23 protein-coding genes are annotated in these 24061 nt (G+C 65.5%); 22 read left to right on the forward strand and 1 reads right to left on the reverse strand.

Annotated elements, in window-relative coordinates; genetic code table 11:
- From D579_RS0100005 to D579_RS0100115, 22 genes are all read left to right on the forward strand, one after another.
- Window positions 1-874, forward strand: an 874-nt coding sequence (locus D579_RS0100005) for an NAD-dependent epimerase/dehydratase family protein (RefSeq protein WP_018950679.1), incomplete at its 5' end; no start/stop codon positions are given.
- Between the two features lie 173 nt (window positions 875-1047).
- The gene (locus D579_RS0100010; protein WP_018937840.1) at window positions 1048-1722 is read left to right on the forward strand and encodes a type 1 glutamine amidotransferase domain-containing protein; all 675 of its coding nucleotides are present in this window, start codon (window positions 1048-1050) and stop codon (window positions 1720-1722) included.
- A gap of 88 nt (window positions 1723-1810) precedes the next feature.
- Window positions 1811-2563 carry a TetR/AcrR family transcriptional regulator gene (locus tag D579_RS0100015; RefSeq protein WP_018168588.1) on the forward strand — a complete coding sequence of 251 codons (753 nt, stop codon included), beginning with the start codon at window positions 1811-1813 and terminating at the stop codon, window positions 2561-2563.
- An 81-nt stretch (window positions 2564-2644) separates the two neighbouring features.
- Window positions 2645-3754, forward strand: coding sequence for an efflux RND transporter periplasmic adaptor subunit (locus tag D579_RS0100020; RefSeq protein ID WP_018950680.1), 1110 nt, complete (start codon window positions 2645-2647; stop codon window positions 3752-3754).
- A 15-nt stretch (window positions 3755-3769) separates the two neighbouring features.
- The gene (locus D579_RS0100025; protein ID WP_018950681.1) at window positions 3770-6868 is read left to right on the forward strand and encodes an efflux RND transporter permease subunit; all 3099 of its coding nucleotides are present in this window, start codon (window positions 3770-3772) and stop codon (window positions 6866-6868) included.
- A 318-nt stretch (window positions 6869-7186) separates the two neighbouring features.
- A complete protein-coding gene (locus D579_RS0100030) occupies window positions 7187-8611 on the forward strand; it encodes a form I ribulose bisphosphate carboxylase large subunit (RefSeq protein ID WP_018144355.1) in 1425 nt (474 codons plus the stop codon).
- Between the two features lie 68 nt (window positions 8612-8679).
- On the forward strand, window positions 8680-9012 hold the full coding sequence (locus D579_RS0100035; protein WP_018144354.1) for a ribulose bisphosphate carboxylase small subunit: 333 nt from the start codon (window positions 8680-8682) through the stop codon (window positions 9010-9012).
- A 160-nt stretch (window positions 9013-9172) separates the two neighbouring features.
- Window positions 9173-12121 (forward strand): CsoS2 family carboxysome shell protein, encoded by a 2949-nt coding sequence (locus tag D579_RS0100040; RefSeq protein WP_026289383.1) that lies wholly within the window; start codon window positions 9173-9175, stop codon window positions 12119-12121.
- 165 nt (window positions 12122-12286) lie between these two features.
- A complete protein-coding gene (locus D579_RS0100050) occupies window positions 12287-13696 on the forward strand; it encodes a carboxysome shell carbonic anhydrase (RefSeq protein WP_018937834.1) in 1410 nt (469 codons plus the stop codon).
- 17 nt (window positions 13697-13713) lie between these two features.
- Window positions 13714-13965 (forward strand): carboxysome peptide A, encoded by a 252-nt coding sequence (locus tag D579_RS0100055; protein WP_017940626.1) that lies wholly within the window; start codon window positions 13714-13716, stop codon window positions 13963-13965.
- Window positions 13966-13969: 4 nt separating this feature from the next.
- Window positions 13970-14302, forward strand: a complete 333-nt coding sequence (locus D579_RS0100060) for a carboxysome peptide B (RefSeq protein WP_018144350.1) — start codon at window positions 13970-13972, stop codon at window positions 14300-14302.
- Between the two features lie 45 nt (window positions 14303-14347).
- Window positions 14348-14647 (forward strand): BMC domain-containing protein, encoded by a 300-nt coding sequence (locus D579_RS0100065; protein WP_012982275.1) that lies wholly within the window; start codon window positions 14348-14350, stop codon window positions 14645-14647.
- Between the two features lie 31 nt (window positions 14648-14678).
- The gene (locus D579_RS0100070) at window positions 14679-14972 is read left to right on the forward strand and encodes a BMC domain-containing protein (RefSeq protein ID WP_012982276.1); all 294 of its coding nucleotides are present in this window, start codon (window positions 14679-14681) and stop codon (window positions 14970-14972) included.
- 66 nt (window positions 14973-15038) lie between these two features.
- A complete protein-coding gene (locus tag D579_RS0100075) occupies window positions 15039-15353 on the forward strand; it encodes a BMC domain-containing protein (RefSeq protein ID WP_026182021.1) in 315 nt (104 codons plus the stop codon).
- A 10-nt stretch (window positions 15354-15363) separates the two neighbouring features.
- Window positions 15364-15786 (forward strand): bacterioferritin, encoded by a 423-nt coding sequence (locus D579_RS0100080; RefSeq protein WP_018144348.1) that lies wholly within the window; start codon window positions 15364-15366, stop codon window positions 15784-15786.
- Window positions 15787-15821: 35 nt separating this feature from the next.
- Entirely contained in the window at window positions 15822-16103 is a 282-nt protein-coding gene (locus tag D579_RS0100085; RefSeq protein ID WP_018950684.1) for a 4a-hydroxytetrahydrobiopterin dehydratase, read from the forward strand.
- 59 nt (window positions 16104-16162) lie between these two features.
- The gene (gene parA / locus D579_RS0100090) at window positions 16163-16798 is read left to right on the forward strand and encodes a ParA family partition ATPase (protein WP_018168600.1); all 636 of its coding nucleotides are present in this window, start codon (window positions 16163-16165) and stop codon (window positions 16796-16798) included.
- Window positions 16795-17193, forward strand: a complete 399-nt coding sequence (locus tag D579_RS0100095; protein ID WP_018950685.1) for a hypothetical protein — start codon at window positions 16795-16797, stop codon at window positions 17191-17193. Before parA ends, D579_RS0100095 begins: the two co-directional genes overlap by 4 nt.
- Window positions 17194-17254: 61 nt before the next feature.
- The gene (locus D579_RS0100100) at window positions 17255-18058 is read left to right on the forward strand and encodes a CbbQ/NirQ/NorQ/GpvN family protein (protein ID WP_018144344.1); all 804 of its coding nucleotides are present in this window, start codon (window positions 17255-17257) and stop codon (window positions 18056-18058) included.
- A gap of 18 nt (window positions 18059-18076) precedes the next feature.
- Window positions 18077-20398, forward strand: coding sequence for a nitric oxide reductase activation protein NorD (locus tag D579_RS0100105; RefSeq protein ID WP_018950686.1), 2322 nt, complete (start codon window positions 18077-18079; stop codon window positions 20396-20398).
- Between the two features lie 74 nt (window positions 20399-20472).
- Window positions 20473-21450 (forward strand): LysR family transcriptional regulator, encoded by a 978-nt coding sequence (locus D579_RS0100110; RefSeq protein WP_018168603.1) that lies wholly within the window; start codon window positions 20473-20475, stop codon window positions 21448-21450.
- Between the two features lie 153 nt (window positions 21451-21603).
- Window positions 21604-22170 carry an SgcJ/EcaC family oxidoreductase gene (locus D579_RS0100115; RefSeq protein ID WP_018168604.1) on the forward strand — a complete coding sequence of 189 codons (567 nt, stop codon included), beginning with the start codon at window positions 21604-21606 and terminating at the stop codon, window positions 22168-22170.
- 67 nt (window positions 22171-22237) lie between these two features.
- Here D579_RS0100115 and D579_RS0100120 read toward each other — a convergent pair whose 3' ends face one another.
- Window positions 22238-24061, reverse strand: a complete 1824-nt coding sequence (locus D579_RS0100120) for a glycoside hydrolase family 15 protein (RefSeq protein WP_018937831.1) — start codon at window positions 24059-24061, stop codon at window positions 22238-22240.

Consider the following 24061-nt stretch of genomic DNA (forward strand, 5'->3'; position numbering starts at 1 on the left):
CCTGGCGCGCACCCAGGACCACCCGAACTTCACCGAGGTGCGCGAGGACATCGCCGATCGCGCCGCGATGGAGCGGGTGTTCCGCGAACACCGCCCGGAGCGGGTGGTGAACCTGGCGGCCCAGGCCGGCGTGCGCTATTCGCTGGAGAACCCGGCGGCCTATGTCGACACCAACCTGGTCGGTTTCGGCAACATCCTGGAGGGCTGCCGCCATAACGGCGTCGAGCACCTGGTCTATGCCAGCTCGAGCTCGGTCTACGGCGCCAACACCACCATGCCGTTCTCGGTGCACGACAACGTCGATCACCCGCTGAGCCTGTACGCCGCCAGCAAGAAGGCCAACGAGCTGATGGCGCATACCTACAGCCATCTCTACGACCTGCCGGTGACCGGACTGCGCTTCTTCACCGTCTACGGCCCCTGGGGCCGCCCGGACATGGCGCTGTTCATGTTCACCAAGAAGATCCTGGCGGGCGAGCCGATCGACGTCTTCAACTACGGCCACCACCGGCGCGACTTCACCTACATCGACGACATCGTCGAGGGCGTGATCCGCACCCTGGATCACGTGGCCCCGCGCAACCCCGACTGGAACGGGGCCGAGCCCGACTCGGCCACCAGCGCAGCCCCCTACCGGCTCTACAACATCGGCAACCACGAGCCGGTGGAGCTGATGCGCTACATCGAGGTGCTCGAGGACTGCCTGGGCATGAAGGCCGAGAAGAACCTCCTGCCGTTGCAGCCGGGGGATGTCCCGGACACCTATGCGGATGTCGAGGCCCTGCGTCAGGACGTGGGCTATGCCCCCGCGACCGCGGTGGAAGATGGCATCGCCCGCTTCGTCGAGTGGTATCGCGAGTACTACCGCGTCTGATGCCCAGCCCGCGGCGATCCGGCCGCGCGGTCCTTCGGCTTTCTCGTTTGCTTGATCCTTCCGCGTCTGTTTTTCGCCGTCAGACTCGCTGCTCGTTCACCCAGGCCTTGCACACCAGGAACCTGTAGCCGGCCGGCGAGTCCACCGGAGACATGGATGCAAGGAGACAAGGGATGAGCCAGACGATTCTGATGGTAGTAACCAGTCACGGCGAGATCGCTCCAGGCCAGGCGACGGGCGTATGGTTCGACGAGTTCGCCGAGCCCTATGATCGCTTCCGCAAGGCGGGATTCGAGGTCAAGGTGGCCAGTCCGAAGGGCGGCCCCGTGCCGCTGGATCCGAAAAGCCTGGAGGCCAGTCATGCGGGCTCCGCGGCGGTGGCCGCGCAGGAGGCCCTGGATGACACCATCGCGCTGAATGAGCACACGAACCACGGCGCCTATGCCGCGATCTTTTTCCCCGGCGGCCACGGCACCATGTTCGACCTGCCGGACAATCCGCATGTCCAGCGCCTGGTCGCGGAATTCATGGACAACGACAAGGTGGTTGGCGCCGTCTGTCACGGGCCGGCCTGTCTGGTCGGTGCGATGCTGGCGGATGGCAGTTCCGCGGTGAAGGGGCGCAAGGTGGCGGCCTTCACCAACAGCGAGGAGAAGGCGGTCCAGCTGGACACCGCGATGCCGTTCCTGCTGCAGGACAAGCTGCAGGAGCTCGGCGGCGAGGTGGATACCGCCGACGACTGGGCCGATCACGTGGTGGTGGACGGCAAACTGGTGACCGGGCAAAACCCGCAGTCCAGCAAGAGTGTCGCCGACGCGATCGTGCGGCTGTTGCGCGAGACGGGCTGAATACGCGAACCGGGGGCCGGGGCATGCTGTCCCCGGCCTTTTTTGGAATCTGTTTTGAACCGGGTTCAAAAACCGTCGTGGGTTCGATATGCTGAGCGCCATGACTACCGGGGATCGCAAACGCCGCGAGCGCGAGACGCGCGAGGCGCTGTTCATCGAGCGGGCGCACGAGCGCATCCGCGAGGAGGGCCTGCTGGCCCTGCAGATGTCGAAGCTGGCGGCGGACTGCGAGTATGCGACCGGTACGCTGTACCAGCACTTCGAGTCGAAAGAGGACCTGCTGGCGGCGGTCGCGGCACGCACCACGCTGCAACGGGCGGCGCTTTTCCGGGCCATCCCCGAGCTCTCCCTGGGCACGCGCTCGCGCATGCTGGCGATCGTGCTGACCGACATCGATTTTGCCGCGCAAAACCCCGACTACTATCGCCTGACCCAGTACCTGGTGACCGAGGTGGTCTGGGCGAATGTGTCGGCTCCGCGCCGCATGGCATTGCTGGAGGCCGGGAAGCCGATCAGCGAGGCGGTGCATGCGGTGGTGGCCGAGGCGCGTGACCGCGGCGACCTGCCGCCGGCCCGCGAGATCTCCGAAGACGAGATGGGGCTGGGCCCCTGGGCGCTGAACGTGGGGATGCAGAGCCTTGCCAATGCGCAGGGGTTGCTGGATGCCTACGACATCCATCGGCCCTATGACCACCTCATCCGGCATTTCCATGCCCTGATGACCGGCTGGCGCTGGGAGCCGCGGCTGGATCCGGACGAGCCCACGGTGGTTCGGGCGGAGACGGCGCGCGTGCGTGCCGCCCTGCGCGATGCAGGTCTCTGCGACCCGGGCGCTGTTTAGAGTCCGGCGACGGGCGAGTCTGTTGAACTCATTTCATGATGCCGGTGGGAATGCCCCCGCCGGTGTCTCCAGGAGACCCTGATGAAGCGTTTTATCCTCATGCTGGTGGCGGTGGCCATCGTGCTCGGTGGTATTTTCGGCTTCAAGGCCTTTGTCGATAAGCAGATCGCAGAGTACTTCGAAGATATGCCGGAGCCCGTGGTGACCATCAACGCCGCAGAGGTGTCGACCGACTCCTGGACTCCGCAGGTGCGTGCGATCGGTAGCCTGGAGGCCGTGCAGGGCGCGACCCTGAGCTTCGAGGCGCAGGGCATTGTCCAGGCGATTCACTTCGAGAACGGGGCGCGGGTCGAGGCCGGCGATCCGCTGGTGGACCTGGATACCACCCTGGACGAGGCCGAGCTCGAAAACTTGCGGGCCGGCGAGCGCCTGGCGCGCCGCGAGCTGGAGCGCGCCAGGGGCCTGATCGAGCGCAACGACATCTCGGATTCGGAATTTCAGCGCCGGGTCGCCGAGGCCGAGCAGGCCCAGGCCTCGGTGAGGGCGCAGGAGGCGCGCATCCGGCAGAAGAGCCTGCGCGCGCCGTTCGCTGGCGAGCTGGGTATCCGCGAGGTGAGCGTCGGGCAATTCGTCGGGCCCGGGGATCCGATCGTGGTGCTGGAGGCGTTGCAGCCGCTGTATGTGAATTTCACCCTGCCGGAGCGCCGCCTGGGCGAGATCGCCCTGGGTCAGGACGTCCGTGTGGAGGTGGATGCCTTTGGCGAAGAGTTCACCGGCGAGGTCACGGCCATCGAGCCGCGGGTCCGCGCGGCCTCGCGCATGTTCCGCGTGCAGGCCCTGCTGGAAAACGAACAGGGCCGCCTGCGTGCGGGGCAGTTCGCCCGAGTGACGCTGGATCGCGGCGAGTCCGAGGAGGCGGTGGTCGCGCCGCAAACCGCGATCCGCTTTGCGCCCTGGGGGCAATCGGTATTCGTGATCGCGGAGGATGACGAAGGCCAGCTGCGGGTGGAACAGCGCCTGATCGAGACCGGCGCCCGCCGCGGTGACCTGGTGCAGGTCCTTGACGGGCTGGAGCCGGGTGAGCGTATCGCGGCCAGTGGCCTGCTCAAGCTACAAAACGACTCCCCGGTCGAGATCACCGAGGATGCCCAGCCCGACGCCGAGCGCGACCCGCGCCCGGCGAACCGCTAGAGCGGGGTCGCTGGCATGCGCTTTACCGATATCTTCATCCAGAAGCCGGTGCTCGCCACGGTGGTGAGCCTGTTCATCCTGTTGTTCGGGGTGCGCGCGGTATTTGACCTGAACGTGCGCCAGTTCCCCGAGGTGCAGAACGCGGTGGTGACCGTCAGCACCGCGTATATCGGCGCGGATGCCGATCTGGTGCAGGGCTTCATCACCACGCCGATGGAGCGCGAGGTGGCCGAGGCCGAGGGGATCGATTACCTCGTCTCCACCAGCCGCGCGGGGATCAGCATCGTCGAGGCCCATCTGGAGCTGGACTACGATCCCAACGTGGCCCTGACGCAGATCGCGGCCCAGGTGGACAAGATTCGCAGCGACCTGCCGGCGGAGGCCGAGGACTCGGTGGTGGATCTGTCCGTGGGGCAGGACGTGGCCGCAATGTACATGTCGTTCTATTCCGAACGGTTGTCCAACAACCAGACCACCGATTACCTGATCCGCGAGGTGCAGCCGGAACTGGCGACCATCAACGGCGTGCAGCGAGCCGAGATCCTGGGCGCCCAGAGCTTTGCGATGCGCGCCTGGCTGGATGCCGATCGCATGGCCGCCTTCGGTGTGACCGGGCGCGACGTGCGCGAGGCCCTGGAGCTCAACAATGTGCTGTCCGCCGTGGGCCAGACGCGGGGTTCCATGGTTGGGCTGGACCTGACGGCGGATACCGATCTGAGTCGTCCGGAGGAGTTCGAGCAGCTGATCCTGTTCGAGACCGACGGCGACCTGGTGCGCCTGGGCGACGTGGCCGAGGTGGAGCTGGGCTCGGAGAATTACGACACCTCGGTGCGCTTCAATGGCGAGGCGGCCACCTTCGTCGGGATCGAGATGGCGCCGGATGCCAACGCCCTGGACGTGATTGCCGAGGTCCGCGACGTATTCGACGAGCGCATCCTGCCGCGCCTGCCATCGGGGCTGGAAGGCGAGATCGTCTACGACTCCACGGACTACATCCAGAGTGCGATCGACGAGGTGCTGGTGACCATCGGCCTGGCGCTGGGGATCGTGCTGGTGGTGATCTACCTGTTCCTCGGCTCGTTGCGCAGCGTGATCATCCCGGCCGTGGCGGTGCCGCTGTCGCTGGTGGGCACCTTCATGCTGATGCTGCTGATGGGGTTCTCGCTGAACCTGCTGACCCTGCTGGCGATGGTGCTGGCGATCGGCATCGTGGTGGATGACGCGATCATCATGCTGGAGAACATCTCCCGGCATATCGAGGAGGGGATGTCGCGCATGGACGCGGCGATCCAGGGGGCGCGCGAACTCGCCTGGCCGATCGTGGCGATGTCGACCACGCTGGTGGCGGTGTTCCTGCCACTGGGCTTCATTGGCGGGTTGACCGGGACGCTCTTCATCGAGTTTGCCTTTACCCTGGCGGCGACCGTGGTGATCTCCGGCATTGTCGCGATCACGCTGTCGCCGATGATGTGTTCGAAGATCCTGCGCGATGGCGCCACCGAGAAGCGCGGACGCATCGAAGGCTGGCTGGATGCACGCTTCGACTCCCTCCAGCAACGCTATCGTCGGCGCCTGCATGGGGCGCTGAATGACCGCTTCACCATCGCGGTGTTCGGTGCCATCGTGCTGGTGTCCTGCTACTTCCTGTTCGTCACCTCGCAGAGCGAGCTGGAGCCGCCGGAGGACCAGGGCTTCGCGTTCTCCATCATGGAGGGCGACGCCTACATGGGCCTGGACTGGCTGGAACGCAACACCGAGTTGACCGACCGCTTCTTCGACGAAATCCCGGAGCTCGATAACATCTTTATCGTGAACGGCTTTGGTGGCGGCCCGGGCATCGCCGGTGCCGGCAACCAGGCCCTGGGCGGTTTCGTCCTCGCACCCTGGGATCAGCGTGATCGGGATACCGAGACCATCCTGCAGGAGGAGCTGCAGCCACGCCTGGACCGCATCCCGGCGCTGGAGGTGTTCGCGATCCAACCGCCCCAGCTGCCCACCCCGGGCGACGGCGCACCGGTCAGTGTGGTCCTCGGCTCCACCGGTTCGTTCGAGGAGCTGGAGCAGTTCGCCAGCGAGATCATGCAGCGGGCGATGGCGACCGGGCGCTTCATCTTCATGGACTCCGATCTCGACTTCGATCAGCCGCAGGTGGATCTCAAGATTGACCGCGAACGCGCCGCCCAGCTCGGGATCGACATGGCCACGCTCAATGCCGATCTGGCGACCATGTTGTCTGGCGGGTTTGCCGGGCGCTTCGCGATGGAGAACCGCAGCTATCGCGTGATTCCTCAGGTGCAGCGCAGCGAGCGCCTGAATCCGGAGCAGCTGGAAGAGTTGTTCACGCGTACCCGTGACGGCGAGCCGATCCCGTTGTCCAGCATCGTGACACTGGAAGAAACGGTGACCCCGCGCTCGCTCAAGCGCTTCCAGCAGCTGAATGCCGTGACCCTGTCGGGCGTGCCGCGGCCGGGGGTGACCCTGGGCGAGGCGCTGGACATCGTCGACGAGATTGCCGCCGACGTGCTCCCACCGGATGTCAGTGTCGACTATGCCGGACAGTCGCGTCAGCTGAAGGCAGAGGGCAGTGAGCTGGTGGTCACCTTCTTCTTTGCCCTGTTGGTGATCTTCCTGGTCCTGGCTGCTCAGTTCGAGTCCTTCCGCGACCCGTTGATCATTCTGACCACGGTGCCGATGTCGATCGCCGGGGCACTGATCTTCATCAGCCTTGGGGTGACTTCGCTGAATATCTATACCCAGGTGGGCCTGCTGACCCTGATCGGCCTGATTGCCAAGCACGGCATCCTGATCGTGGAGTTCGCCAACCAGCTGCAGCGCCAGGGGCGGACGCTGCGCGAGGCGATCGAGGAGGCGTCGGCCCTGCGCCTGCGGCCAATCCTGATGACCACCACCGCGACCGTGGTGGCGATGGTGCCCTTGCTGATGGCCGCCGGGGCCGGCGCCGGCTCGCGTTTCGCGATGGGCCTGGTGATCGCGAGCGGCATGGCGATCGGGACCCTGTTCACCCTGTTCGTGGTGCCCGCCATCTACCTCTACCTGGCGCGGGATCACCATGCCGCCGGTGACGGAGAGCCTGCCACTGCCGCCACCTCCTGATACCCGGGCTCGTGGACTGTGTGACGGGGCGTTCCCGGCGGCCCGTCACAGGGCCTGTGCGGTGGGTCGCGCCAAAGGCATGCACAGGCTACGGTCTTCGACTACAATCGACCTCCGCAATCCGTCGCGGTCGGTGTTTCGATGCCTGGCTGCACCATTGCGAACCCGAACCCCTGCCGGTCAGTGGCCCTCCCGCTGTCCGGTTTTTATATAAACGATTGTCTATCGGTCGCATCTAGATTATTTATTTGTTATTAGTGATTGCCCTCCCTAATCTAGGCGACCATCACGATTAACCAACGCGTAGGAGAAGGCCACATGTCTGCCGCCAAGAAGTACTCCGCGGGCGTCAAGGATTACCGCGAAACATACTGGATGCCCGAATACACGCCGCTGGATACTGACCTGCTGGCGTGTTTCAAGATTACCCCGCAGCCCGGTATCGACCGCGAAGAAGCTGCCGCCGCTGTGGCAGCCGAGTCCTCCACCGGTACCTGGACCACGGTGTGGACCGACCTCCTGACCGACATGGATTACTACAAGGGTCGGGCGTACATGATCGAGGACGTCCCGGGTGACGACGAGTCCTTCTACGCGTTCATCGCCTACCCGATCGACCTGTTCGAAGAAGGCTCCATGGTGAACGTGTTCACCTCCCTGGTCGGTAACGTGTTCGGCTTCAAGGCCATACGCATGCTGCGCCTGGAAGACGTGCGCTTCCCGATCGCCTACGTGAAGACCTGTGGTGGTCCGCCCATGGGTATCCAGGTCGAGCGTGATCGCCTGAACAAGTACGGCCGCCCGATGCTGGGTTGCACCATCAAGCCGAAGCTGGGTCTGTCCGCGAAGAACTACGGCCGTGCCGTGTACGAGTGCCTGCGTGGCGGTCTCGACTTCACCAAGGACGACGAGAACATCAACTCCCAGCCGTTCATGCGCTGGCGTGACCGCTTCGATTTCGTCCAGGAAGCGACTGAAAAGGCCGAAGCCGAGACCGGCGAGCGCAAGGGTCACTACCTGAACGTCACCGCGCCGACCCCGGAAGAGATGTACAAGCGTGCCGAGTACGCCAAGGAAATTGGCGCGCCGATCATCATGCACGACTACATCACCGGCGGTTTCTGTGCCAACACGGGCCTGGCCAACTGGTGCCGCGACAACGGCATGCTGCTGCACATCCACCGTGCCATGCACGCGGTCATCGACCGTCATCCGAAGCACGGCATCCACTTCCGTGTGCTCGCCAAGATCCTGCGCCTGTCCGGTGGCGACCACCTCCACACCGGCACCGTGGTCGGCAAGCTGGAAGGCGACCGCGCGGCGACGCTCGGCTGGATCGACCTGCTGCGTGAATCCTTCATCCCGGAAGACCGCTCGCGCGGCATCTTCTTCGATCAGGACTGGGGTTCCATGCCGGGTGTGTTCGCCGTGGCCTCCGGTGGTATCCACGTCTGGCACATGCCGGCCCTGGTCGCGATCTTCGGTGACGACTCCGTGCTGCAGTTCGGTGGCGGCACCCTGGGCCACCCGTGGGGCAATGCTCCGGGCGCGACCGCCAACCGCGTGGCCGTCGAGGCCTGCGTCCAGGCGCGCAACGAGGGTCGCGAGATCGAGAAGGAAGGCAAGGAGATCCTGACCCAGGCCGCCCAGCACAGTCCCGAACTGAAGATCGCCATGGAAACGTGGAAGGAAATCAAGTTCGAGTTCGACACCACCGACAAGCTGGACGTCCAACACAAGTGATCGTCCGTGTGCGGGCGGCCTGAGTGGCTGCCCGCACCTTCAGAGAACAAGCGCATAGGATTAACGACATGTCCGATATTCAGAACTTCAAGCCGGTGCAGAAGTACGAGACCTTCTCTTACCTGCCCGAGATGAACGCCGATCAGGTTCGCCGTCAGATCGAGTACACGATTGCCCAGGGCTGGAACCCGGCGGTCGAGTACAGCGAAAAAGAACACGCCATGTCCAACTACTGGTACATGTGGAAGCTCCCGATGTTCGGCGAGCAGTCCGTCGAGGCCGTGCTGAGCGAGATCGAGCAGTGCCGCCGTGCCAACCCAGGCATGATGGTTCGCTTCCTCGCCTACGATAACTATGCCCAGAGCCAGGGCACGGCCTTCGTGGTCGATCGCGGTCGCTAATTAGGGCCCGTACCTGCCGGGTCCGCCTTCGGGCCCGGCAGTTCAGTAAAGCGTTATTTACCGTTGCTGCCGCCAACTGTAAGGAAGTGCCATGAGTAATCCGACATCTGCGTCTGAAGGTCTCTCGGGGCGTGAACGTGCCCTGGAACGGCGCAAAGCCATGTCTCGCAATGGCAAGGCTGCCGTGAAGTCGACCGACCAAACCAAAGGGAGCAGCCGCTCCGCTGGGGCTGCGCGAGATGCGCGCCAGGCGAAGGCGGACCCTGCCCCGGCACCCCAGGCGCGGGAGCCGGAGATGCACTCCAGTGAATCCTCGTCGCAGGTCTCCGCCGAGACCCGCGACACCACGCCCGAGCGCCGCCCGGAACCGGGCGCGCACACGGGCGTCTCGAATGGGCGCCAGGCCGCCCTTGAGCGGCGCCAGAAGATGGCGCGCCAGGGCAAGAAGGCTGTGGGCCGAACCAATACGCGTGCCCAGGCCGCGGGTGGCATGGCCCCCGCCGGCGCCGAGCGTTCGCGCCAGCTGGAAGCCCTGGCCCAGTCGCAGAACGTCGAGGTCGACTGCTCGAACATGAGCGGTCGCGAGATCTGCCGCCTGCGGCGTCAGGCGCTCTCCACGGAAGGCAAGAAGGCCGTTGCGCCGGAACCGCGCCGTGGGGATCGCATCAAGGGATCGGAGCCGGTGGCTGCGCCCGCCCAGGAATCCAAGAAGGACTGTGGTTGCGGCTGCAAGGGCGAGAAGGCAGAGCGCGATGCGTCGGTCAACACCGCCCCGAGCCGCGACGCCGCGATGGTCGAAAGCGGCCTGGACCAGCTGTGCGACAAGGTCGAATCCGGGGGTGAGGCCGCTGGCCCGCATCCGATGATCTCGGAGGTTCGCGCGATCTGCATGGCGCGCCGGGATGCCATGGCGCAGACCGGCAAGAAGGCCCAGCGTCGGCGTTTTAACGGCGGTCAGGCTCGCGGCACCATGCCGCAGGAAGGCGCCTGGAAGGCCGCCAAGCGCCAAGGGATGTCCGCCCGCGAAGTCGCTCGGCAGCGCCGTGAAGAACTGTGCAAGCTGGGCCGTGGCTCGGCCGAGCCGGGGCGTCCCTGTGGCCGGCCGCGCCCTGTCGAGGGCGATGCGCCGCCGAAGGTTGAAGAGGGCACCACGCTGGCAGGCAGCCATGTAAGTGGCACGCAGGTCGAGCGTACCTCGGGCGTCACCGGCACGGAGGCGGGCAGCTGCTCTTCGATCACCGGCACCGAATACCTCGGGGTGGAGCACTACGAGCGGTACTGTGGTGCGCGCCCGGCCGGCAATCCGCCGAAGGTTGGCACGTCGCACACCGCGCACGGTCAGTCGGTCAGTGGCACCGAAGTTGGGCGGTCGAACCGTGTGACCGGCGACGAGCGTGGGTCCTGCGAGACGATCACCGGCACCGAATATCTCAGTACCGAACAATACGAAGGCTTCTGCGGCACGCGTCCGCAGGCCGGTCCGGCCCGCACGAGCGTGATGGTCACCCGTCACGGTGAAGGCGTGTCGGGCACTTCGGTCGGGCGCAGCCCGAGCGTGACCGGCGACGAAGCCGGCGCCTGCCGCGATGTGACCGGTACCGAATACCTGAACACCGCGAACAGCGAGGTTCCCTGCAACACGGGAAAGTCGAACGGGGCGCCGGCCAAGGTTGGCGTGATGCATACGCTTCGCGGTCGTGAACTGACCGGGTCCGAAGTCGGACGCTCCGTGAACGTAACCGGCAACGAATATGGCAGCTGCAAACCGGTGACCGGAACCGAATATCTCGGCACCGAGCAGTTCCAGGGCTTTTGCGGCACCCGCCCGGAACCCGCTGCGGCCAAGGTTCAGGAGTCGCACACCATGGAAGACCAGAGCGTGACCGGTGTGGCCGTGGGGCGTAGCCGGCATGTAACCGGTGACGAGCGCGGGTCCTGTGCCTCCCTGACCGGTACGCCGTATTACAACAAGTCCGACTTCGGCGATCTGTGCGAGCGGCCGGATGCCGGGGGCGTCCCCAAGGTGGGCGTAATGCACACGCTGCGGGGCCGCGAGGTTTCCGGTACCCAGGTGGATCATTCGATCCACGTGACGGGTGACGAATATGGTGGTTGCAAGCCGATCACCGGCACGGAATATGCCGGCTCCGAGCACTATGACGCCTTTTGTGGCGGTCATCGCCCGGAAGCCAGCCCGGAGAAAGTGACTGTGGGCCGTACCTGGAATCAGCAAATTGTGTCCGGCTCGGCGATCGGGCGTTCCTCGCGCGTCACCGGTGACGAATATGGCGCCTGCAAGCCGGTGAGCGGCACGGCCTATATCGGTCCGGATCAGTACGACCAGTTCTGCGACACGCAGGATTCGAGCGCGGCCGGTACGCGGGTGGCCGAACGTCATTCCACGCCGGGGCATTCGGTGTCCGGCAGCCAGCCGGGTTACGACAAGCGCGTCACCGGTACCGAACGGGGCGCCTGTCAGGACGTGTCCGGTTCCCCGTATGTGGGCGGTAACGAATTTGCCAAGAGCTGCACCAGTGCCGCGAGCAGTCTCCATCCGCGTCTGCGCCCGGAAGGGATGGGCATGCAGGCCGCGCAGGCCCAGCCAGTGGCGCAAGCCGCTTCTCGCCCGATGCCCAACGCCGGCTTCAGCGTGGAGACCCCGGCGCGGGTCGCCGCAGAGCGTCGGGAGCGCGTGACGGGGACCGCCTACGGCAGTAGCGGGAGCGTGACCGGTTCCATCAACAAGGCGATGGGTCTGGTGTCCGGCACCGAAGAGTTCCGGTATGGCGCCAGCAAGCAAGCAGCGGCCGTCGAGCCGGTGGAAGAAGGCGAGAAGGTCGGCGCCAACCGGGTGACCGTGAATGGCAGCAGCAATGGCGTCTCCATTACCGGCGACGACTGGGGGCGCGGTGACCACGTGACCGGGACCGAGGGCCTCTCGACGCGCCGCAACCAGACGCAGAAGGGCAATCCGCGTGGTGAAGGCCGCAGCGCGTATATCAATCGGGAACTCGAGCGCAAGGAAGTGCCCCCGAGCAGGATCACGGGTTCCTCCGGGAACAGCGACGCCGGTTCTCTGGTGACGCTGTCCGGCGGGGCGCGCGGTTAAGGACAGGCGAGGACTCTGAAGAACGTCATGGTGCGTGGTCGCCGCAAAAATAGCTCCATGGGCTCGCGCTTCGCGAAGTCCCGGATTGCGGCTGCGCGCGCAGCGGCGCCGAGCACTGCGGGCCCGGTGTCCGCGGTGCCGGCCTGCGGCTCGTCGTCTCCGGACATGACGCGTGAACTGACCGCGGGGCATGCGTTGGCGGATGTCCCGATGAACGAACGGCTGCACGCCTTCGAGCAGGGGTTCCGCGAGCGCTTTGCGCAGCTGGTTCCGGTGCTCAAGGAAGTGCATGCGCTGCAGCACGAGCGCGACTTCGAGGCGCGGGCGCAGGCGATCGTCGAGGAGCGCCTGGGGTACCAGCTGCCGCAGAAGGCGCTGGAGGATGCCTGGATCAACGATCTGGATACGCGCGAACTGTATCTGCACGGGACGTTCGAGCTGTTCGATCAGGTGGTCAACGAATACTGGGCGGGACGGGATGACCTGGTGGCCGAAGCGGATAGCGCGATTGCGTATTTTCTCGACTGCGACTTCCACGAAGTGGACATCTCGCCCTGCTCGGACGGGCGCCTGCTGGGCCTGCGGCGCTTCATCCTGCGCCTGCCTGATCTCGCGGTACGGGTGAAGAGCTACGCCGGGGCGCAGTTCGACATCGAGGAAGATGTGCGTCACTGGACCAAGCGCGAACTGCTGCGCTTTCGTGAGGGCCGGCCGACCACGGCCGATGTCCCCAGTCGCTATCTGAAGATTGCGGCGTACCACTACAGTGGCGCGGATCCGTTGCACCAGGGCTGCGCGGCGCACGGCAACAGCGAGCGCGATGCGGCGGACGGTGCCTTGCACCAGCTGCGCGCGTTTCGTCAGGCCATCGAGAACACCTACTGCTGTGGGGCCTCGGTCGACACGCTGCTGATCGGGGTGGATACCGATACGGATGCGATCAAGATTCACATCCCGGATGCGGATACGCGCATGAGCCTGTACCGCTTCGTGGAAAGCGCGGAGCTGTACCGGGCGACCCAGGGGCTGGACGAACAGACCGCATCGCTGCGGGTGTATCAGGCGATCCAGGATGCGATTCACCAGCAGGGCTGGGGACGCGGTAACGGCGCGCCGCATGAAGGGATGCTGCGACTGATCTCGCGGCTGCTGTTGAGCAACATTTCGCAGCTGGATTATGTGGCGCGCTATCACGGCGGCCACTACGCCGATGTCGGCCACCGCGAGCGCGTGATCATCGTGGGCCAGGAGATCGAGGAGATGCAGGTTCGCAACTTCGCGTACTTCGCCCACCTGGAGACGATGGAAGAGGGCGCCGAGGGGATGGATGTCGGCGTGAACAAGATTTTTCGGAAGCTGAATGTCGAGCGCGGCCTGCCGGTTCCGGTTGTGGTGCATTATCGCTACGACCGCAAGGTGCCGGGATCGCGGGAGCGGGTCGAGGCGCGTTGTCGCCGGATTCGCAACACGATCATGGATCGCTATCGCGACCTGGCTGAAAAGGGCCTGATCGGCTGCCACATGGTGATCCGCGACAAACGCAGCGGTAGCCGTCTGGAACCACTGGCCGCCTGACGCACACGGGAACGGGAATGAAGATCTGCAAGGTTGAGAAGACGCTGGTTTCGACCAACCGCATCCGCGATCTGGGGCACCGGCCGTTGCTGGTGGTTCAGGAAAAGGCGGGCGGGCCGCGCACCGTGGCGGTCGATGCGGTCGGCTGCGTGCCCGGGGACTGGGTCATCGTGGTGGGCAGCTCGGCGGCGCGTGAAGCGGCCGGTGACAAGTCCTACCCCAGTGACGCGACGATCGTCGGGATCATCGATTACTGGGAGGAGCAGTAGCTCCATGGAAATCATGCAGGTGCAGGATGAACTGGTGGTGACCCGTCGCGTCGACGGGCTGAGCACCATTTCGCTGCGCGTGCTGGTCGACCAGAAGGGCGCGCTGAGTGTGGCCGTGGATCCGGTCGGGGCGCATCCGGGCAACTGGGTGTTCACCATCAGCGGGTCAGCCGCGCGGCTTGCGCTGGACGACAACACTATCCAGACCGATCTCACGATCGGCGGCATCATCGACCACTGGGACGATGGTGGTAAGAAGACGGAAGGGTCGAAGGACGAGGCAGGACAAGACCAGACCGATGCACAGCGCTCTGCTGGTTCCCGCAAGGCGGCGTGAGCGTCATTTTTGTTTTAAAAAACCGTAAATCCAGGAGAGAAGACAATGGCAACTGAACGTTTTGGTGTGGCGCTGGGCATGATCGAGACCCGTGGTCTGGTACCGGCGATTGAAGCGGCCGATGCAATGACCAAGGCCTCCGAAGTGCGTCTGATCGGTCGCCAGTTCGTTGGTGGCGGCTACGTGACCGTGCTGGTCCGTGGCGAAACCGGTGCCGTGAACGCCGCTGTGCGTGCCGGTGCGGATTCCTGCGAGCGTGTGGGTGACGGCCTGGTGGCCGCGCACATCATCGCCCGTGTGCATTCCGAAGTGGAAAGCATCCTGCCCGAGCAGGTTGAAAAGTAAATCATCAGTAACGCTTGATAGGAGTTGAGTAATGGCTAGCGAAAACTTTGGTGTGGCCCTCGGCATGATCGAGACCCGCGGTCTGGTCCCGGCGATCGAAGCCGCGGACGCAATGACCAAGGCTTCCGAGGTGCGTCTGATCGGGCGTCAGTTCGTGGGTGGTGGCTACGTGACCGTGCTGGTCCGTGGCGAAACCGGTGCCGTGAACGCCGCTGTGCGTGCCGGTGCGGATTCCTGCGAGCGTGTCGGTGACGGCCTCGTGGCTGCCCACATCATTGCTCGCGTCCATTCCGAGGTGGAGAACATCCTCCCGGAAAAGCCGTAACTCACGGTAGTCGAACGCCGTCGGGTCCGTAACGGGCTCGACGGCTTTTTCAAGAAGAGGTAGATGATGGCTAACGAAATTTCTGGTGTGGCCCTTGGCATGATCGAGACCCGCGGTCTGGTCCCGGCGATCGAAGCCGCGGATGCGATGACCAAGGCCTCCGAAGTGCGTCTGATCGGTCGCCAGTTCGTCGGTGGCGGCTACGTGACCGTGCTGGTCCGTGGCGAAACCGGTGCCGTGAACGCGGCGGTGCGTGCGGGCGCGGATTCTTGCGAGCGTGTGGGTGACGGCCTGGTGGCCGCGCACATCATTGCGCGCGTGCATTCGGAAGTGGAAGGCATCCTGCCGACGGCCCCGACCGCCAGCGGTTCGGCCAGCTGAGGCAACATCCATGTCCGATCCACGGATCGTGGGGTACCTGAACCGGGCGGTGGCACATGAGCTGTCGGCGGTCCAGCAGTACCTGGCCCAGGCGCGCTTGACCGCGATGTGGGGAATGACCGACGTAAGCGATTGCCTGCGTCGGGACGCCCAGGAAGAGCTGGATCATGCGGATCGCTTCATGACTCGCATGTTTCACTATGGGGTGGCGCCGAACGGCAGCCAGCTGGCGCCGGTGCGGCTTGGCCGCTCCATGGCCGAACTTTTGGCGCGCTCGCGCGAGCTGGAGATGGAGGCGATTCGTCTGTACGACGAAGCAGCCGTCTATTGCCGGCGCGTCGGTGCGGTGGATGATGCGGCGCTGTTCGAGAGCATCCTCGAGGATGAACTGGAACACGTGCGCGAGATCGATGCCCAGGGCAGCACCGCGTGACAAGCGTGGACGCGGCAACACAAGCGGAGTAGGCAATGGCGGATACCGATCTCGTGGTTCCGGCCGGGTGGGAACCCGGCAAGGGGACCTCGGCGTCCATGAGCAAACAGTTCACGTTCGACCGCTACGGCATCACGCGGAAGTTTCTAGACCACGTGGCCGAGCTGTCGGAGCAGGATGGTTATCATCCGAACATCAGCTTCGGCACGACCTACGTGAACATCACGATCGACGCCCGTGATGGCGAACAGCTTGGGGAAGGCGACAAGGCCTTTGCCCTTGAAGTCGACCGCCTGGCCGATGTCACCACCGGCTGAGCCGGGGGATTCTTGATGGGCCGGGTTGAGCCCGGTCCCCTTCCGCAGGAGGCTGTTGCGTGGGTTCGAGGGTAATCGCGGTAGTCAATCAGAAGGGCGGCACTGGCAAGACCACCCTGACCATGAACCTGGCCGCTGGGCTGGCCCGGCGGGGCCGCACGCTGGTGGTCGACGCTGACCCGCAGGGTTCGGCCGGTCAATGGGCCCGCATGGCCTCCGAGGATCGTCCGTTTGCGGCGTCGGTTTTTGCGGTTGCCGGGCCCCTCGACCGCGAGTTGAAGGCCCTGCGCAAGGACTACGACCACATCGTGGTGGATTGCCCGCCGACGCTCGAGGGCGGGGCCGTCACCGGTGCCCTGGCGGCCGCGGACGAGGTACTGATCCCGGTGCTTCCGTCGCCGGTGGATCTGTGGGGTAGCGTCCGTATGGGGCGCGGGCTCGAAGAGGCCAAGCTCAGGAATCCCGCCCTGCGCCCCTACATCGTGATTAATCAGCTCGAAGTCCGCAGTGCGCTGTCGCGTGCGATGAAACACGCACTGATGGAGATCGACATCCCCGCCCTGGAGCAGTCACTGCGCCGGCGGGCCATATATCGGCGTTCTGCGCTGGAAGGCTGTTCCGTCTTTGATCTGGGCAAGCCGGGCGAGGCGGCGGCGGCGGAGATCGAAGCCATCATCGAGGAGGTGTCGCAATGAGCAATCTGCAAGACAAGCTGGCAGCCGGCGTGCGCAGCGCGCGCGAGGACCAGGACAAGGACAAGGACAAGACCCCGGACAGCACGGCCAAGGCCGACGCCCCGGCCGCGGCACAGAAGGACACCAGCCAGGAGCCGGCGAGCAGCAGCCCGCGAGCTGCCGCGAGTACCAAGGCGGCCGCCACCAAGAAGGCGGCGACCACGACCCGCAAGGCTCCGGCCCGCAAATCGGCCACGGCGCGCAAGAAGCCGGCAGCGACGAGGAAGACGGGGACGACCGCCCAGTCGACCCAGGCCAAGGCAACTCCGGCCCGGAAAAAGCCGGCTGCGAAGAAGGAGCCGAAGGCGAACAAGGGCGGCAGCGCGTTGCATCCGGATCGGGTCTGGCCTGACTGAGGCCGATGCGTGCCGGTGGCCGGGGCCTGGGCCCCGGCCTTTCTGATTGAGGAGTCGAAACATGCAGGACGAACTACGCGATCACCTGATCACCGAGGAGCCTTACTATCAGTCCACGGCGGATGAGGTGGAGCTGTACGAGGCTGCCTATTCGGTGCGCATGCCGATGATGCTCAAGGGCCCCACGGGTTGCGGCAAGACGCGCTTTGTCGAGCATATGGCCTGGAAGCTGCGCAAGCCGCTGATTACCGTCTCGTGTAACGAGGACATGACTGCCTCGGATCTGGTGGGGCGCTATCTGCTGGATGCCAACGGCACGCGCTGGCAGGACGGCCCGCTGACCCAGGCGGCACGCCACGGGGCGATCTGCTACCTCGACGAGATCGTCGAGGCGCGCCAGGATACGACCGTCGTGATCCACCCGCTGACCGACAATCGTCGCATGCTGCCGCTGGAGAAGAAGGGCGAGATGGTCGAGGCGCATCCGGATTTTCAGGTGGTGATCTCGTACAACCCGGGCTATCAGAGCCTGATGAAGGACCTGAAAGAGTCGACCAAGCAGCGCTTCGGCGCGCTGGACTTCAACTACCCGGATCACGCAACCGAAACGCGGATTGTGGTCCACGAAGGCGGGGTCAACGAGGATATGGCCAGCAAGCTGGTCAGCGTCGCGGAGCGCGCGCGCAATCTGAAGGGCCACGGGCTGGACGAGGGGATCTCGACCCGCATGCTGGTGTACGCCGCGTCGTTGATTGCCAAGGGCGTCGCGCCGCTCGCCGCGTGCCGTATGGCCCTGGTACGTCCGATCACGGACGACCCCGATATGCGCGACGCGCTCGACTCTGCCGTCACGACGTTCTTCTAGGCGCATGCGCCGAACACGATGAGCATCCATCTGGAGGAATACCAGGACCTCCTCGAGGACCTCGGGGGGCAGGCCGCCGAGGTCCTCGAGGCCTCGTGGCAGGAAGCGACTAGGGCCTTCAGTACAGGTGGTCTGAAGCGCTACTACCTGGAAGGCGCACGCAGCCTGCACTCTCTGGGGCGAGGTTCGGAGATGGTCGTGGCCTTCGTCCAGGAGGCGCCGGATCTGGCGCAGGAACTGGGCGAGGATGCGGTCGGCGAGCTGGTGAGCTCGGCGATCAAGATGTACTCCAAGACCAGCGGCGCGGTGATCACGCTGTTGATCTCCACCAGCCCGATTGCGGCGCGACGCCTGGGTGACCTGCGCCTGTTCGGGGGATATCTGCGCCTGGTCGACAACCTGCTGGGGCAGGCGCCACGCGGCGTTCGGCCGATGCTTGAACACCTCGACGAGTTGCTATCGCAACTGACGCTGGGTGGGTTGCGCCGTTGGGCGACCTGGGGCGCGCAGGCCCACCGTACCGACCTCGAGGAACAGATCGCCTATTTTGGTCTGGAATCGCCCGAGTCCCGTTCGGTATTCCAGAAGGAGCGACGCGGCACGCTGTTCGTGGATGTGCAGCGGCGCATCAACCTCTACCTGCGTTCGCTCTGGGCGCGCGATTTCTTCATGCGGCCGACGAGTGGCGACTTTGAGTCCCGCGAGGGTTACAAGCCCTACATCGAGGGCTTCACGATCTTCCTGCCGGATGCCTTCGACGACTGGGAAGGCCTGACCGGGCTCGATCTCTACCGTGCGGCGGCGGCCCATGCCGCGGCCCATGTGGTCTACACGCGGGAAATGCAGCCAGAGGAGGCGCCGCGCGGCGTGACCGGCGTGTTGAGCGAGTTGTTCGAGGATGCCCGCGTGGAGGCCCTGGCAAGCCAGGGTTTCCCGGGTTTGCGCAACCTCTGGACACCCCTGCATACCGCGACCCCGGACGACGGTGAAGCGCCGCAGGCCCTGCTGGCCCGCACCGCACGGGCCCTGCTGGACCCGGACTACCGCGACGACCATCCGTTCGTGACCAGGGCCCGTGCGGCGCTGGCCGAACGGACCGAGGATCTCGAGGCCCCCGGCCTGGCGCGCGCCCTGGCCGAGGCCCTGGCGCCGGAATTTCCGGAGCAGGGCTACATGAACCCGCGGCAGGTCGCGCCGGATGTGCTCTACCGTGACGACAATCGCTACATGTGGGCGTTCGGGCGCGAGGAAGACGACTTCGAGACGCTGATGGCCAGCGGTTCGAACCAGGAACGCGTCTACGTGACCCCCATGGAGATGATCAACACCCTCGATGTCCCTGGCGCTGGGGACGATGCCCAGATGATCATGGTGCTGGCGACCGAATGGTTCCGGGACGGCGAAGAGGAAAGCATCAACCAGCAGGAGGGCAAGGAGCCGATCTCGCTGCCCTACCACTACCACGAGTGGGACTACCAGATGCAGCTGGAACGCCCCCACTGGGTAACCCTGCTGGAGCGGCGCCCGCAGAAGGGCGACGTGGCCGAGATCGACGCGATTAACGAAAAGCACAAGCCGCTGATCTCGCGCCTGAAGTTCCTGATCGAGGCGATGCAACCGCAGGGCGTCCAGCGTCTGCGCAAACAGGCCGAGGGCGACGAGCTGGACTTGAACGCGCTGGTCGATGCGCAGATCGATCTGCGCATGCGGCGGCAGCCGGACGAGCGCATCTACGTGCGCAATATCCGCCAGGTGCGCGATCTGTCGGTGCTGGTGCTGCTGGATCTGTCCGAGTCCACCAACGAGATGGTCCAGGGTACGGACACCAGTGTGGTTCAGCTGGCGCGCGAGGCCACCGCTCTGCTGGGCGGGGCAATCTCCAAGATTGGCGATCCCTTCGCCATCCACGGCTTTGCCTCGGATGGTCGCCACGATGTCGAGTACTACCGCTTCAAGGACTTCGGCGCCCCCTACGACGATCACGCCCGGGCACGACTGGCCGGGATGAAGGGTCAGCTTTCCACTCGCATGGGCGCGGCCGTTCGGCATGCCGGGCATCTGCTGCAGCAACAGGGGACGCAGAAGAAGCTGCTGTTGATCGTGACCGACGGCGAGCCGGCGGATACCGATGTGCGCGACCCGCAGTACCTGCGTCAGGACGCGAAGCGTGCGGTGGAAGAGGTGGGCAAGAACGGCGTCTACAGCTTCTGTATCAGCCTGGACCCGAACGCCGACGAGTACGTTGAACGGATCTTCGGGGCACAGCACTTCATGGTGCTGGATCGTATCGAACGGCTCCCGGAAAAGCTGCCGATGCTGTACGCCGGTCTCACCCGGTAGGGGGCACGGGCACTAACATGGCCAGGAAAGGGACCGGCACGACACCGCAGAAGGAGTCCGGCCTTCCGCAGGTGATGCTGAAATCCGAACTGCCGGCGCACCTGATCCGGCACGCCACCCTGCGCCAGCTGCAGGTGTTCGAAGCGATCGTGCGCCTGGGTAGCTTTACCCGTGCGGCGGAAGAGCTTTACCTGACCCAGCCCACCGTCTCCATCCAGATCAAGAAGCTCTCCGGCGCCCTCGGCCTGCCGCTGTTCGAGTACGTTGGGCGCAAGGCCTTCCCCACCGAGGTCGGGCTGTTGCTGTACGACACCTGCCGCGAGATGCTCGGCGCGCTGACCAACCTGGAGATGAAGCTCGCGGAAATGCACGGGCTCAAGAGGGGGAGGCTGCGCCTGGCGGTGATCACCACCGCGCAGTACTTCGCGCCGACGATCCTCGGGCAGTTCGCCAAGCGCTATCCGGACATTGAACTGTCGCTGGAGGTCAGCAACTTCGACCGTGTGCTGCAGCGCCTGGCCAACAACGATGACGATCTGTACATCATTGGACACGTGCCCGAGCGGCTGACCGACATCGCGGTGTATCCGTTCGCGCCGAACCCGCTGGTGGTGATGGCCAGCCGCGATCACCCGCTCGTCGGACAGCGCAACATCCCGATCGAACGCCTGGAACAGGAGACGTTCCTGATGCGCGAGCCGGGCTCCGGGATCCGCGAGGCAACGCTCAAGCTGTTCCAGGAGCACGGGATCAGCCCGACGGTGCGCATGGAGCTCGGCTCCAACGAGGCGATCAAGCAGGCGGTAATCGGCGGCCTGGGGATTGCGGTGCTGTCGTTGCACACCCTCAGCGCGGAGGGGGCGGGCGGGCCGGTAGCACTGCTGGATGTGGAGCACTTCCCGATTCACCGCCAGTGGCACATCGTTCACCCCAGGCAGAAGGTCCTGTCGGTGGTCGCGCAGACCTTTCTCGACTTCGCGATCCAGGACGAGGCGCGCGTGCGCGGCCAGGTCGAGGATCTCCTTGCGGCCTTCAAGGCCCAGGCGAGCTGACCACAAGAGGTCATTGCAAGCGCAGCGGCCCAATCTGCAGGGGGGCGCTGACAGCGGACTCATTCGGGGCGAGCCCGGAATGACAGGCCCGGGAGCGTACCTTACAATTCACGGATTACCCGGCCGCTAACGGCCGAACTCGGAGATCAGTCAGTGACCACGAGCAGCCGACCGCGTATCAGCGGCACCCAGTTCATCAACGCCGACCAGGCGCCGCGCGCGCGCCTGAGCCTGAGTGCCTCGCACCGCGATCAACACCATCCGGTGACCGGGACCGGCGGTGACCCCCGGTTCGGCGCGATCGATACCCCAGCCAACGAGAGCTGCGTGGTCTGTGCGCCGGCGACCCGCCGACTGGCCGAGGAACTGTTCGAGGGCTGGAACGCGGCCCTGCAGACGGGTGACGCGCGCAAGGTCGCCGAGCGCTATGCCGAGGACGCTGTTCTGCTCCCGACCGTCTCCAACGTCCCGCGCACCACGCACGCCGAGATCCAGGACTACTTCGAGCACTTCCTGGAGAAGAAGCCCTTTGGGACGATCAACACCCGTAACGTGAAGCTTGGCTGCAACAAGCTCACGGATGCCGGCACCTACACCTTTCGCGTGACGGATGGCGGTGAGACCAAGGAAGTCCCCGCGCGCTACACCTTCGTCTACGAGAACCGTGACGGGGGATGGAAGATCGTCCATCACCACTCCTCGATGATGCCGACCGCCTGAAGAGGGTGTCTCCCCAGTCCGGAGGCCTTTCGGGCCTCGGGCACCACTTAACGTGAGTTGACTGTTCTCAACGCTCCCGGCTTCGCTCCAGCGCCCGCGCGAGCTTGATGCCGCTCGAAATCAGGCCGACGTGGCTGAACGCCTGCGGGAAGTTGCCGAGGAAATTGCCGCTAGCGGGGTCGATCTGTTCCGGGAGCAGACCCAGCGCATTGGTGCGGTCGCACAGGGAGTCGTATAGCGCCTGGGCCTCCTCCAGTCGACCCTGCCCGACCAGATTGTCGACCAGCCAGAAGCTGCACAGCACAAACGCACCCTCGTGCCCGGGCAGTCCGTCCGGGGATTCCTCCGGCAGATAGCGGTAGAGCAGGCCGTTGCCGGCACCCAGGCGCCGGACGACGGCCACGGTAGTGGCCACCATCTTCGGGTGATCCGCGGGGATGACGCCGCGTCCGGGTAGTGCCAGCAGACTCGCGTCGATGCCGCCGCCGCCCAGATGTTCGGTCAGGCTCTGGAGTTCGGGGTCCCAGGCCTGTTCCAGGATCGCCTCGTGGATCTGCCGCGCCTCGGAGCGCCAGAGGGCGCTGTCCCCGCCCATTCCATTGTGCTCGGCCAGCGCGGCTCCGCGCTCCAGGGCCACCGCGCACAGGGCGGCGGAGTAGGTAAACGGTCGTCCGGCTGTGCGCACTTCCCAGATCCCGTGGTCGGGGTTTTTCCATTCGGTCTTGGCGGACTCGACCAGGCGCCGCAGGCGCTGCCACAGGTGATCGTCCAGCGTGCCGCCCCAGCGTACCCAGCGCCAGGCGCAATCGAGGATCTCCCCGAACACGTCATGCTGGCGCTGTTCGACCGCGCCGTTCCCCCAGCGAACGGGTCCCGAACCACGGTAGCCCTCCAGTTCGGGATCGCTGCGCTCCGGTTGCGGGAGGTGGCCGTCCACGTCGTACAGCACCCGGGGCCAGCCCGCGCGATCGACGGCGTCCAGGGCCCAGCCGATAAACCCGGCGGCCTCGTGGGTCATGCCGATGTCGCTCATCGCATACACCGAGAACGCCGCATCGCGGATCCACGCGTAGCGGTAATCCCAGTTGCGCGGGCCGCCGATCGCCTCCGGCAGGGAGGATGTCGGTGCCGCGATCATGGCCCCGGTCGCGGTGTAGTCCATCTGCTTGAGGGTGACAGCCGAGCGGCGGACGAGGTCCTCGCGAGGCCCTTCATAGCTGAAGTGCGTCATCCAGCGTCGCCAGACCAGCAGGGTGGCCTCGAGCAGGTCCTGCGGGGTGCGGGGCTGGAACCGATGCGTATGCGGCCCCCACCCGAGGAGCACGTGATGCTGCTCCCCGGCCTCCAGTTCATGCAGGCTGTCCGCGTCCTCCAGCGGCAGGGACGAGCTCAGGGCCAGTTCCAGGTCGGGCTGGCGGTGCAACGCCAGGCCCAGCCCGGCCCCGTGCGGATACAAATCCGCCCCGCCCCGGGGAGTAACGCGGACCCGCAGGTGTACCCGGCCCTCCAGCACCTCGATCCGGCGAAGCAGCTCATTCCGTCCGGCGGGTGCGTCCTCCGAGAGGTCTGCCCCTGCGCGCAGGGGCAGACAGTCGGTCACCCGGACGCGCCCCTCTGGTCCGGTCATCTCGGTGATCAGGACGGCGGTATCCGGAATATAGCGCTGGTGCGAGGTGACCAGGGGTTCCGGGGCCACGGTGAAGGCGCCGCCGCGCTGGTGATCCAGCAGCGCGCAGAACAAGGGTTCGGAGTCAAAGCGGGGGACGCACATCCAGGGGATGGTCCCGTCGCGACCGACCAGGGCGGCAGTCGTGCAGTTCCCGATCAGGCCGTGCTCCTCGATCGGCAGGTAGCCGTCAATGCGGTGTACGGGGCGGTCGGATACGGTCAC

Source organism: Thioalkalivibrio sp. AKL12 (assembly GCF_000377925.1).
In the GTDB taxonomy this organism is placed as follows: domain Bacteria; phylum Pseudomonadota; class Gammaproteobacteria; order Ectothiorhodospirales; family Ectothiorhodospiraceae; genus Thioalkalivibrio; species Thioalkalivibrio versutus.